Annotated in this window: 13 protein-coding genes; 7 read left to right on the top strand and 6 right to left on the bottom strand. The window is 66.1% G+C overall.

What is annotated here, in order from left to right:
* Nucleotides 1–69: 69 nt before the first annotated feature.
* Nucleotides 70–888 carry an NAD(P)H-hydrate dehydratase gene (locus tag ACZ5M6_RS10785; protein ID WP_464158560.1) on the bottom strand — a complete coding sequence of 273 codons (819 nt, stop codon included), beginning with the start codon at nucleotides 886–888 and terminating at the stop codon, nucleotides 70–72.
* Nucleotides 889–1,002: 114 nt separating this feature from the next.
* Here ACZ5M6_RS10785 and ACZ5M6_RS10780 point away from each other — a divergent pair, with 114 nt between their 5' ends.
* The 3 genes from ACZ5M6_RS10780 (at nucleotide 1,003) to ACZ5M6_RS10770 (ending at nucleotide 3,246) form a co-directional block, all read left to right on the top strand.
* Nucleotides 1,003–1,341 carry a P-II family nitrogen regulator gene (locus ACZ5M6_RS10780; protein WP_054765773.1) on the top strand — a complete coding sequence of 113 codons (339 nt, stop codon included), beginning with the start codon at nucleotides 1,003–1,005 and terminating at the stop codon, nucleotides 1,339–1,341.
* A 51-nt stretch (nucleotides 1,342–1,392) separates the two neighbouring features.
* On the top strand, nucleotides 1,393–2,799 hold the full coding sequence (glnA, locus tag ACZ5M6_RS10775) for a type I glutamate--ammonia ligase (protein WP_444581165.1): 1,407 nt from the start codon (nucleotides 1,393–1,395) through the stop codon (nucleotides 2,797–2,799).
* A gap of 78 nt (nucleotides 2,800–2,877) precedes the next feature.
* Nucleotides 2,878–3,246: a hypothetical protein gene (locus ACZ5M6_RS10770; RefSeq protein ID WP_464158558.1), complete on the top strand. Its 369-nt coding sequence runs from the start codon at nucleotides 2,878–2,880 to the stop codon at nucleotides 3,244–3,246.
* Nucleotides 3,247–3,256: 10 nt separating this feature from the next.
* On the opposite strand, the gene tatC is transcribed toward ACZ5M6_RS10770, so the two are convergent.
* Genes tatC through ACZ5M6_RS10755 form a run of 3 tightly spaced genes read right to left on the bottom strand, consistent with a single transcriptional unit; the run spans nucleotide 3,257 to nucleotide 5,004 of the window.
* Complete coding sequence (gene tatC / locus ACZ5M6_RS10765; RefSeq protein WP_054765771.1) at nucleotides 3,257–4,147, bottom strand: twin-arginine translocase subunit TatC; 891 nt, start codon at nucleotides 4,145–4,147, stop codon at nucleotides 3,257–3,259.
* Complete coding sequence (tatB, locus tag ACZ5M6_RS10760) at nucleotides 4,144–4,761, bottom strand: Sec-independent protein translocase protein TatB (RefSeq protein WP_464158556.1); 618 nt, start codon at nucleotides 4,759–4,761, stop codon at nucleotides 4,144–4,146. The genes tatC and tatB overlap by 4 nt, the downstream gene beginning before the upstream one ends.
* A 30-nt stretch (nucleotides 4,762–4,791) precedes the next feature.
* Complete coding sequence (locus ACZ5M6_RS10755) at nucleotides 4,792–5,004, bottom strand: twin-arginine translocase TatA/TatE family subunit (RefSeq protein ID WP_054765770.1); 213 nt, start codon at nucleotides 5,002–5,004, stop codon at nucleotides 4,792–4,794.
* Nucleotides 5,005–5,113: 109 nt separating this feature from the next.
* On the opposite strand from ACZ5M6_RS10755, the gene rnhA reads away from it, so the two are divergent.
* Nucleotides 5,114–5,566, top strand: coding sequence for a ribonuclease HI (gene rnhA / locus ACZ5M6_RS10750; RefSeq protein ID WP_182713577.1), 453 nt, complete (start codon nucleotides 5,114–5,116; stop codon nucleotides 5,564–5,566).
* A 7-nt stretch (nucleotides 5,567–5,573) separates the two neighbouring features.
* Here the strand turns inward: rnhA and ACZ5M6_RS10745 are convergent, their stop codons facing one another.
* Nucleotides 5,574–6,188: a response regulator transcription factor gene (locus ACZ5M6_RS10745; RefSeq protein ID WP_182713578.1), complete on the bottom strand. Its 615-nt coding sequence runs from the start codon at nucleotides 6,186–6,188 to the stop codon at nucleotides 5,574–5,576.
* Between the two features lie 164 nt (nucleotides 6,189–6,352).
* On the opposite strand from ACZ5M6_RS10745, the gene ACZ5M6_RS10740 reads away from it, so the two are divergent.
* From ACZ5M6_RS10740 to ACZ5M6_RS10730, 3 genes are all read left to right on the top strand, one after another.
* Nucleotides 6,353–7,702: a DcaP family trimeric outer membrane transporter gene (locus tag ACZ5M6_RS10740; protein WP_191555712.1), complete on the top strand. Its 1,350-nt coding sequence runs from the start codon at nucleotides 6,353–6,355 to the stop codon at nucleotides 7,700–7,702.
* Between the two features lie 2 nt (nucleotides 7,703–7,704).
* A complete protein-coding gene (acs, locus tag ACZ5M6_RS10735) occupies nucleotides 7,705–9,657 on the top strand; it encodes an acetate--CoA ligase (RefSeq protein WP_464158553.1) in 1,953 nt (650 codons plus the stop codon).
* 98 nt (nucleotides 9,658–9,755) lie between these two features.
* Nucleotides 9,756–10,664 carry an SDR family NAD(P)-dependent oxidoreductase gene (locus ACZ5M6_RS10730; RefSeq protein ID WP_152950260.1) on the top strand — a complete coding sequence of 303 codons (909 nt, stop codon included), beginning with the start codon at nucleotides 9,756–9,758 and terminating at the stop codon, nucleotides 10,662–10,664.
* 18 nt (nucleotides 10,665–10,682) lie between these two features.
* Here ACZ5M6_RS10730 and ACZ5M6_RS10725 read toward each other — a convergent pair whose 3' ends face one another.
* A complete protein-coding gene (locus ACZ5M6_RS10725; RefSeq protein ID WP_054765764.1) occupies nucleotides 10,683–11,441 on the bottom strand; it encodes a chorismate mutase in 759 nt (252 codons plus the stop codon).
* Nucleotides 11,442–11,558: the final 117 nt, after the last annotated feature.

Below are 11,558 nucleotides of genomic sequence, written 5' to 3'. Positions count from 1 at the left end.
CCGGGATTAGGGCGCCTTCGGCGAATCCATCGTCACTGAAGGAAGGCTGCTGCGGCGCTTGATACGGCTTCACCGCAACGCCTTCAGGCTTTGCGGCAGCACGTCGCACAGGTCTTCGGAGATCAAACCCGGACCAAACCGCGCGGCGGCGTCGGAATGCAGCCAGACGGCGGCGCTTGCGGCGTCGAAACTGTCCATACGCTGGGCGATCAGGCCTCCGATCATGCCGGCCAGGACGTCGCCGGTTCCGGCCGTCGCCAGCCAGGGCGAGCCGTTGGGATTTAGGCGCACCCGGCCGTCCGGCGCCGCGATCAGGGTCTGGGTGCCCTTCAGCACGACGACAGCCTGGGCGTGGCGGGCGGCCTCGACGGCGGCGGCCGCCCTGCCCTGTTTCAACAGGCCGGGAAACAGCCGTTCGAACTCGCCCTCATGGGGCGTCAGCACGTCGTCGCGGTCCAGAACGGCGAACAGTTCGGCGCTGCGGCCCTTGAACACCGACAGACCGTCCGCATCGATCACCAAGGCCGCGCCGCTCAGCGCAAGGGCCTGGATGTTGGCCACCGTACCCTCGTCAAGCCCGGCGGCGGGGCCGGCGACGACGGCGTCCATCTCCTCGACCTCCCGCCCCAGGGCCTCGGGCGAGGTGAAGGGGGTCAGCATGACGGCCGTGACCGTTGAGGCGATCGTCGCGACCGCGTCGGGCGGGCAAAGGATCCGCACCACCCCGGCGCCGATCCTCAGACCGGCGCGCGCCGCCAAACGGGCCGCCCCCGTCTGATGCGCCCGACCGGACACCACCCCCAAGCGTCCCCGCGCATGCTTATGCGTTTCCGGCCCAGGCCACGGAAGAAAATTGCGCCAGATCGCCGGGTCGTTGGTTTCAATCATCCGAACTCCGAATATCCGTGACTTTTCTGCGAAAACTGCTTGCCTTCGATGGCTTTGATGTGTCCCATTCCCGCCCGAACGCCGCTGCATTTCGCACGCCGTTCAGGGGTCGCCATGAAGAAAATCGAAGCCATCATCAAGCCCTTCAAGCTGGATGACGTCAAAGAGGCGCTCCAGGACGTCGGGGTGCAAGGCATGACCGTGCTGGAGGCCAAGGGATACGGCCGCCAGAAGGGCCATTCCGAACTGTACCGCGGCGCCGAATACGTCATCGACTTCCTGCCCAAGATCAAGATCGAGGTCGTCGTCGCCGACGACCTGGCGCCTGCGGTCGTCGAGGCCATTCAGACCTCGGCCCGCACCGGCAAGATCGGCGACGGCAAGATCTTCGTCTCCGACGTCGCCGACGTGATCCGCATCCGCACCGGCGAAACCGGGGCTCAGGCGGTCTGACTTCACCTGCCCCTCTTCCTCCCCAACGACCAAGAAACAGGACTTCCGAGAATGAGCGCCAGCAAGATCCTCAAAGAGATCAAGGAAAAGGACGTCAAATACGTCGACGTTCGCTTCACCGACACCCGCGGCAAGCTGCAACATGTGACCTTCGACGTCGACCTAGTCGATGAGGACTTTCTGAACGAAGGCACCATGTTCGACGGCTCGTCCATCGCCGGCTGGAAGGCGATCAATGAGTCGGACATGCTCCTGAAGCCGGACCTGACCACGGCCTATATCGACCCCTTCTATCAGCAGACGACGATGTTCCTGTTCTGCGACGTGCTGAACCCGGACACCGGCGAGCCCTACAACCGCGACAGCCGCTCTATGGCCAAGAAGGCCTTGGCCTATGTCCAGTCCTCGGGCGTGGGCGACGCCGTCTATTTCGGCCCGGAAGCCGAGTTCTTCATCTTCGACGACGTGCGCTGGAACACCCAGCCGCACAACACCGGCTACAGCTACGATTCGACCGAACTGCCGGCCAACACCGGCGCCGAATACACTGAGGGCAATATGGGCCACCGCCCTGGGCCCAAGGGCGGCTATTTCCCCGTCAACCCGGTCGATTCCGGCCAGGATCTGCGCGGCGAAATGCTGGGCGTGATGCGTGACCTGGGCCTCCAGCCCGAGAAGCACCACCACGAGGTGGCGCCGGCCCAGCACGAACTGGGCCTGAAGTTCTCGGACCTGCTGACCATGGCCGACCGGCTGCAGCTGTATAAGTACGTCATCCACAACGTCGCGGCCGCCTACGGCAAGACCGCGACCTTCATGGCCAAGCCCATGTTCGCCGACAACGGCTCGGGCATGCACGTGCACCAGTCGATCTGGCGCGACGGCAAGCCCCTGTTCGCCGGCGACAAATACGCCGGCCTGTCGCAGGAATGCCTGTGGTACATCGGCGGCATCATCAAGCACGCCAAGGCCATCAACGCCTTCGCCAACTCGACCACCAACTCCTACAAGCGTCTGGTCCCCGGTTACGAAGCCCCGGTGAAACTGGCCTATTCGGCCCGCAACCGCTCGGCCTCGATCCGCATTCCGCACGTCTCCTCGCCGAAGGCCAAGCGTCTGGAAGCCCGCTTCCCCGACCCGATGGGCAACCCCTATCTGACCTTCGTCGCCCTGCTGATGGCGGGCCTGGACGGCATCGAAAACCGCATCGATCCCGGCGCGCCCGCCGACAAGAACCTCTACGACCTTCCGCCGGAAGAGCGCGGCTCCATCCCCGAGGTCTGCGGCTCGCTGCGTGAAGCCCTGGAGAACCTCGACAAGGACCGCGCCTTCCTCAAGAAGGGCGGCGTCATGGATGACGACTTCATCGACAGCTACATCGAGCTCAAGATGGAAGAGGTGATGCGCCTGCAACTGCACCCGCACCCGGTTGAGTTTGACATGTACTACAGCTGCTGATCGACAGGTCGGCATGAAGGCTAAGGGCCGGGGGATTCCCCCGGCCCTTTTTCTATGACATCTGAAAAGGCCCGGACGATGCTTGAACTGGTGCTGTTCAGCCCCGCCCTCAGCCCCATCGGACTCCTCATCGCGATATTCGCCTACCCGTGGCGAACAAGGCCGTGGAAACCCTATGTCTGGATCATTATTGCGCTCAGCCTGCCGCTCGTCTCCATGTTAGCGCTTCAAGCAGCCTTCACTCTTCCGGCTGGATCCTGCGAAAGGCGACCGTTGAACAACTTGCCTATCGCGCTCGCGTTCATGAGCGGCACGGGCGCCGCAGTGCTTTTTATTCTGGGTCAAAAGTACCGAACCTTCATAGCAGGCACGGCTCTGACCTTCTGTCCTATGACGATATCTTGGTCGCTGATTGCGACCATGTCCTTGGCGGGATGTTGGATCTAGAACCGAATACCTAAGCCGCTTCGGCTTCCAGGTCGTCCGCCTTCTTGCGGCGCAGTTCGATCAGCCGCACGCACCAGATCGAGACCTCGTAGAGGATGACCAGGGGCACCGCCAGCATCAGCTGGCTGATGGGGTCCGGCGGCGTGACGACGGCGGCGACCACCACCACGGCGACGATGGCGTAGCGGCGACCCGAGGCCATCATCTTGGAATTGATCAAGCCGGCCAGGCCTAAAAGTGTCGTCACGACCGGCAGTTGGAAGCACAGGCCGAAGGCCAGCAGCAGGGAAGTGACAAGGTTCAGATAATCAGAAATCTTGGTCGTCTGGGCCACCGATATGCCGTCGCTGACCACCTGCTGCCCCAGGGAGAACAGCATGACGAAGGGCAGCATGACGTAATAGACCAGGGCTCCCCCCAGGCAGAACATCACCGGGGCGGCGATCAGGAAGGGCAGAAAGGCGCCCCGCTCATTGCGGTACAGGCCGGGCGCGACGAAGCGGTAAACCTGCCAGGCCATGACCGGGAAGGTCAGGACGGCCGCGCCGAAGGCGGCGATCTTCATCTTGGTGAACAACTGTTCCAGTGGGGCAGTGGCGATCAGTTGCACCACGGCGGCCGAACCGGGCGGATAGGGTTTGAAACCCGTCATGATCGCGATCAGCTCCAGCGGATTGGCGTGGCCTCCAGAGGCCGCCGCCGCCGCATGAATGGCCGCCGCCGCCTGATAGGGTTTGATCAGGGCGATCTGGATCTGATTGGCGAAGGCGAAACACAGGATGAAGCCCAGACCGAAGGCGACCACGCAGACCAGCAGCCGGCTGCGCAGCTCTATCAGATGGTCCATCAGGGGCGCGCGCGACGCCTCGATCTCGGCCTCGTCGCGGTCGGAGATAGTCAAAGCTCGACGGCCTTCTTGCGCGGGGTCTTGGTCTTGGCGGACGACTGGGCCGGCGCCTGGGCGTCCGAGATCTGGGTCTTGGCGGCGCCCTTGGCCGAGGCGCGGGTCTTCGCCGCGACCGCCCCGCCCGCCCTGGCGGTCTTCTTCGTTTTCGCGGGCGTTGCTGCGGTTTCGGCGGTCGAACTGCCGCGCTTCGACCTGGGCCTTGAATCGGGCTTCGACTTGGCCTCCGGCTCCGGCTCCAGCGGGGAGACAGGCGACGCATCGGGCCATTCATCCACCGCCGGGGTCGGCAGTGAGGCGACGGGCGGCGGCGTCGTCAGACCGGCGTTGATCTCCTTGAAGGCCGCATCGGCCTCGGCGCCCAGGGGGTACATGGCCCCCTGCCCGCTCCGCAGCGCCTCGACCTCCTTACGCAACTCGTCCAGCTCGGACTGGCGCGCCATCTCGTCGAAGCTGGAGCGGAACTCATTGGCCGTGGCGCGGGCCTTGGCCAGCATCTGGCCCACGCGGCGCATGAGCACAGGCAAGTCCTTGGGCCCCACCACCAGCAGGGCCACCAGACCGATCACCAATAGTTCGAAGCCCCCGATACCGGGGCCGAGCCCGCCCATGCGTCAGCCCTCAAAGACCCGACGCGGACTTCAGTGCTTTTCCTTCTCCGCCTCGGTGCGCGGCAGGGCGCCGACGCCGTCTTGCGTCGCGTCCTTCTTGCCGTCGTCCGACAGGCCGTCCTTGAATGCGCGGATGCCCTTGGCGGCGTCGCCCATGATGCTGGACAGCTTGCCGCGTCCGCCGAACAGGACGGCGACCACGACAATGACGATGGCCCAGTGCCAGATGCTCATGGAGCCCATGGGTAATCTCCTCGAAGAGGCCGATGATCGGCCCCATCCACTCTTCTTCGTCCCGCATATAGGCGGAGTCATGGCCCCACGCCAAGGGAGGCTGTAGGTGTGCGCGACCATGAGTCTCTCCGATCACGTCATCATCCACACCGACGGCGCCTGCAAGGGCAATCCCGGCCCCGGAGGCTGGGGCGCCCTGCTCCAGACTGCGGGCGGTCACGAGAAGGAACTTTGGGGCGGCGAGGCGAATACGACTAACAACCGCATGGAACTGACGGCCGCCATCATGGCGCTGGAGGCGCTGAAACGCCCGTGCAAGGTCGAGCTTCATACAGACAGCAAATATGTCATGCAGGGCGTGACCGAATGGATGCGCGGCTGGAAGGCGCGCGGCTGGCTGACCGCCGACAAGAAGCCGGTCAAGAACGCCGACCTTTGGCGACGTCTCGATGAGGCGCGCCAGAGGCACGAGGTCAAATGGCGCTGGGTCAAGGGCCACGCCGGCCATGCGTTGAATGAGCGCGCGGACCAGTTGGCGAATCGCGGCGTGGCGGAGCTGAAAAGGGCCTAAACCAGGGTCACCGGGTCAGGTCCATCTGCTGAGCCAGAATCACCGCCTGGGTCCGATTATAAACGCCCAGCTTTCGAAACACGCTGGTCAGATGCGCCTTGATGGTTGCTTCGGAGACGCCCAGGTCGAAGGCGATCTGCTTGTTCAACCGCCCGGCCTTCAACCCTTCCAATATGCGCAGCTGCGACGGCGTCAGGCTGGCGACCCGGGCGGCGAGGTCGTCCTCTCCGGCCGCCTCCGGCGTCTCGGGCGCCCAGGCGTCGCCGGCCAGAACGGCCGTGATCGCCTCCACCATCTGCGGAAGGGCGGCGGATTTTGGGATGAAGCCTGCGGCGCCGAGGGCCAGGGCGCGGCGCACGACGCTCGCCTCCTCGCTGGCCGAGACGACGGCGACCGGAACGACGGGATGTTCGGCCCGAACGGCGGCCAGGCCCGCCATGCCTTCACTGTCGGAGAGTTTGAGATCCAGAAGCAGCAGGTCGGTCGGCGTCCTGAGGGCCGCTCGCGCCTCGGCCAGGCTGGCGCATTCCTCTATCGTCGCTTCGGGCGAGGCCTTGGAGACGGCGGACCGCAGCGCGGCGCGGAACAGGGGGTGATCGTCGGCGATGACGATTCGATCCATCAGGCGTCCTTCCCTTCGCGCAGCGTTCTTGGCGGCCGCGTCTGCAGCAGCATGACGCGGTTCGACTTTGGTCGAAACTAGACCATTGGCTAATGGCCGCATACGCCCCTTGGGGAAAAGGTTCATTCGGACGCTCGCAACAGACGAGCCAGGGAGGAACCATCATGATCAAATCCAGCCTGGCGGCAGGATGCGCGGCGGCGGCCCTGCTTCTGGCCCCCGGCGTCGCCTCGGCGCAAGACGCCCAGGCCGCCCTCGAAGCCCGAATCGCTCAGCTTGAAGCCGAGCTGAACGCCCTCAAATCCGAAGTCGTGGCCGCCCGCACCCAGCAGGCGGCGCAGCAGCAGGACATCATCCGGCTTGAGACCCGCCCGACGCCCGCGCCGGCGCCGGTCCAACAGGCCGCCGCACCGAGCGACGGTTTCCGGATCGGCGACCACACAGTGAAGTTCGGCGGCTTCGTCAAGGTGGACGCCTCGGCCTCCAGCTATTCCGGCGGCGATCCCGCCAATGGCGACGCCCTGCGTGAGTTCCATATCCCCGGCTCCATCCCCATCGGCGGCGCCGACGAGGATACGGCGACCGACTTCAACGCCCGCCAGACCCGGTTCTGGCTGACGACCGACGGCCTGGTCGGCGGCCACAAGGTCGGCACGCGGCTGGAGATGGACTTCCAGACCCTGCCCGGCACGGCGGACCAGCGCACCACCAGCCCCGCCAACCCGGCCCTGCGCCGCGCCTTCGTGACCATCGACAACTGGCTGATCGGCCAGGAGTGGACCAACTTCCAGAACACCGCCGTCCTGCCCGAATCCGCCGACTTCATCGGCGCGGCCGAGGGCACGGTCTTCGCGCGGCAGGTCCAGGTGCGTTACACGCGCGGTCCCTTCTCCGTTTCGGTGGAAAACCCCGAGACGACCGTGACCCCGTTCGGCGGCGGCGCGCGGATCATCGCCGACGACAACAGCCTGCCCGACTTCACCGCCCGCTACGCCCTGGCGCGGCCCTGGGGGGATCTGCAGTTCGCCGGTCTGCTGCGTCAGCTGAAGTACCAGAACCCGTCGACCAGCATCGATTCCACCGCCACCGGCTGGGGCCTGTCCGCCTCGACCAAGATCAAGGTCGGCGCCAAGGACGATCTGCGTCTGATGGTGACGGGCGGCGAAGGGATCGGCCGATATGTCGGGCTGAACTTCTCGAACGACGCGGTGCTGGACGCCTCGGGCGAACTGGACGCGATCGGCGTCGTCGCCGGCTTCGCCGCCTATCGTCACGTCTGGGCGCCCGGCTGGCGCTCCAGCCTGATCTGGTCGGCGCAGTCGGTCGATAATGACACGAGCGTGACCGGTCTGGCCGTCAACCGGTCGGCCCAGAGCGTCCACGCCAACTTGATCTGGTCGCCGGTTACGGCGTTTGATGTCGGCGCCGAGCTGATGTTCGCCGACCGCGAAATCGAATCCGGCGCGAGCGGCGACATGACCCGATTGATCCTGTTCGCCAAATACGGATTCTAAAGATGCTGGAGACGTCTCGCGTGCCCGATTCCGACCTCTACCCCGTTCCCGCAGACTTCGCCGCCAAGGCCCATATGGACCGGCGAGCCTATGAGGCGGCGCGGATCGCGGCGCGCGAGACGCCCGAGGCCTTCTGGTCCGAACAGGCGAAACGCCTCGACTGGATCAGGGCGCCGACCAGGATCAAGGACGTCTCCTTCAGGAAGGAGGATTTCCGCATCCGCTGGTTCGAGGACGGCGTCCTGAACGTCGCCGCCAACTGCATCGACCGACACCTGCCCCACCGCAAGGATGAGACCGCGATCATCTGGGAGGGCGACGATCCGGCGGACAGTCGTCACATCACCTACGGCGAGCTGCACGCGCAGGTCTGCCGCATGGCCAATGTACTGAAATCCCACGGGGCCAAGAAGGGCGACCGGGTCACCATCTATCTGCCGATGATCCCCGAGGCCGCCTACGCCATGCTGGCCTGCGCCCGGATCGGGGCGGTCCATTCCGTGGTCTTCGGCGGCTTTTCGCCCGACAGCCTGTGCGGCCGGATCGAGGACTGCGGCTCCAACCTGGTCATTACGGCCGACGAGGGCGTGCGCGGCGGCAAGATCGTGCCGCTGAAGGCCAATGTCGATGCGGCCCTCGAGAAGGTGAAGGTCGATACGGTTCTGGTGGTCCGCCGCACCGGCGCCGACGTGCCGATGATCGAAGGCCGCGACATCGACTACGCCGTCGAGGCGGCCAAGGCCTCGACCGACTGTCCGCCCGAGCCGATGAAGGCGGAAGATCCGTTGTTCATCCTCTACACCTCAGGTTCCACCGGAAAGCCGAAAGGCGTTCTTCACACGACGGGCGGCTATCTGTTCTGGGCCGCCTGGACCCATGAGCTGACGTTCGACTATCGCCCGGGCGAGGTCTTCTGGTGCACCGCCGACGTGGGCTGGGTCACGGGCCATTCCTATCTGGTCTATGGTCCGCTGGCGAACGCCGCGACCACCCTGATGTTCGAAGGCGTGCCCAACTATCCCGACGCCAGCCGGTTCTGGCAGGTGGTGGACAAGCACAAGGTGGAGGTCTTCTACACCGCCCCCACGGCCCTGCGCGCCCTGATGCGCGAAGGCGACGCGCCGGTGAAGGCCACGTCGCGCAAATCGCTGCGTCTGCTGGGCACGGTCGGCGAGCCGATCAATCCCGAGGCCTGGCGCTGGTATCACGAGATGGTCGGGGACGGGCGCTGCCCGATCGTGGACACCTGGTGGCAGACCGAGACGGGCGGCCATCTGATCACCCCCCTGCCCGGCGCCACCGACCTGAAGCCGGGTTCGGCCACCCTGCCCCTGCCCGGCGTGGAGTTGCAGATCGTCGATGCGGAGGGCCAGGAACTGGTCGGGGCCGTCTCGGGCAATCTGTGCATCACCGACAGCTGGCCGGGCCAGATGCGCACCGTCTACGGCGATCATCAGCGCTTCTTCGAGACCTATTTCTCGACCTATCCGGGTCGGTATTTCACCGGCGACGGCTGTCGCCGGGACGAGGACGGCTATTACTGGATCACCGGCCGGGTCGACGACGTCATCAATGTCTCGGGCCACCGGATGGGTACGGCCGAGATCGAGAGCGCCCTGGTGCTGCACGACGACGTGGCCGAGGCGGCCGTGGTCGGCTATCCCCACGACATCAAGGGCCAGGGCATCTACGCCTATGTCACCCTGAACAAGGGGGTCGAGGCGACCGAGGATCTGCGCAAGGCCCTGGGCGCCCACGTCCGTCGCGAGATCGGCCCCATCGCCGCCCCGGACGTGATCCAGTGGGCGCCCGGCCTGCCCAAGACCCGATCCGGCAAGATCATGCGCCGCATCCTGCGCAAGATCGCCGAGAACGAGATCGGCTCGCTGGGCGACACCTCGACCCTGGCCGATCCGTCGGTCGTCGAGGATCTGGTGAAGAACCGCGCGGGCTGATCAGGCCGGACTTGTGCGCCGCGCCCGGCGTCGTCAAAACCGGATCAAGGGGCCGGCTGTAGCGCCGAGGGCCCCAGTGCTTGGGTGGAGACGATAGGATGACGATCCGGTTCGACGGACAGGTGGCCATTGTGACAGGCGCGGGCGGTGGTCTGGGGCGGCAGCACGCCCTGGCCCTGGCGGCGCGCGGGGCCAAGGTGGTGGTCAATGATCTTGGCGGCGCCCGCGACGGTTCGGGCGGTTCCGTTACCGCCGCCGAGGCTGTCGTGGCCGAGATCGAGGCCGCCGGCGGCGAGGCCATGCCCAATGCCGCCTCAGTCACCGACTTCGCCGCCGTTCAGGCCATGGTGGAGGCGGCCATGGCGAAATGGGGTCGGGTCGATCTGCTGGTTAACAACGCCGGGGTCCTGCGCGACAAGACCTTCGCCAAGATGGAGCTGGAGGACTTCCGCTTCGTCGTGGACGTCCATCTGATGGGGGCGGTCAACTGCACCAAGGCGGTGTGGGAGATCATGCGCGGCCAGAACTACGGCCGCATCGTCATGACCACCTCCTCCTCGGGTCTTTACGGCAATTTCGGCCAGTCGAACTATGGGGCGGCCAAGATGGCCTTGGTCGGTCTGATGCAGACCCTGTCGATCGAGGGGGCCAAGAACGACATCCGCGTCAACTGCCTGGCGCCCACGGCCCATACGCGCATGACCGAAGACCTGGGCGCCGCCCTGCCCCTGGAGGCCCTGGATCCGGCGCTGGTGACGCCGGGCCTGCTGTATCTGCTGAGCCGGGAGGCGCCGAGCCGCTGTATCCTGGCGGCCGGCGCCGGCGGGTTCGAACGCGCCTATGTGACGCTGACCGAGGGCGTCCACATCTCGGGCGAGGATGCGCCGGAACAGGTGGCGGCCCAGTTCGACGCCATCTCCGACCGGGCGAAAGAGATCGTGCCGGAGATGGGCGCCGCCCAGGGCATGATCGAACTGACCAAGGCCCAGAAGGCGCACGCCTCCTGAGCCTTCATGTCGGCGCGGTCAGCCGATCGCGCCGACGCAGCCTTCCGCCTCGCCCGGCGTCAGTTCCGCCTCGGTCAGGGCGATGGTCCAGCCGTGGTGGGTGTTCAGGCCCCAGCGACGAGCGCCGCCGCCGTCGCCGGCGTCTCCGCCGGCGGTGACGACCACGCGGCGGCCCTTCGGCAGGGCCGGCGGATCGATCTTGCCGACGGCCAGAGACGTCGGCGTCTCGCCGCCGTAACCGTCGAACACGCTGAGCATTGACCATTCACGGCGAAGGCCCATCCACCAGGCGTCCTCGGTATTGATGGCCAGAACGGCCACGCCATGGCCCTCGGCGGCGAAGGCCAGGGCCTTCTGCGGGTCGCGCACCATCTTGATGTCGGCGGCGGCGCCGAAGCGCAGGCGGGCGCCGTCATAGGCGCGGGTCGGTTCGATCGGGGCCCAGACCTGGACCTGCAGCCGGCCCTGACGCGCCAGCCCCCAGCCGACGATCTCGCGCCAGAGGTGTTCGACCGCCTCGGCGTTTTCGGGGCGGCACTTGGACAGCATCCGCGACAGGACAGTCTGCTCGCGGTCGGGGCGAAGCTTGGTGTGGGGGCCCGTGGGCGCGTCCTTGGCGCGGCCGACGGTGGCGGCGACGGCGAGACGTTGTTCGAACAGGGCCAGGATCTGATCGTCGATGGTGTCGATCTCGGCGCGCAGGGCGGCCAGGGCCTGTTGTTCAGGCGTCAGTTCAACCTGTTCAGGTCGGATCATCTGGACGTTGGAAGAGGACATGGGTTCGGGCTTTCGGCAAAGGCAGGATTTCGATGTGCAGGGGCGGACAGCCGCTCTGGTCCAGAGCGGTCGCCGGCGAGACAGTCAGGGACGAAGAGCGCCCGACGCCTCAGCCGG

This window comes from Brevundimonas sp. Br13 (assembly GCF_055391505.1).
This window is presented reverse-complemented; position numbering and strand designations above follow the sequence as displayed.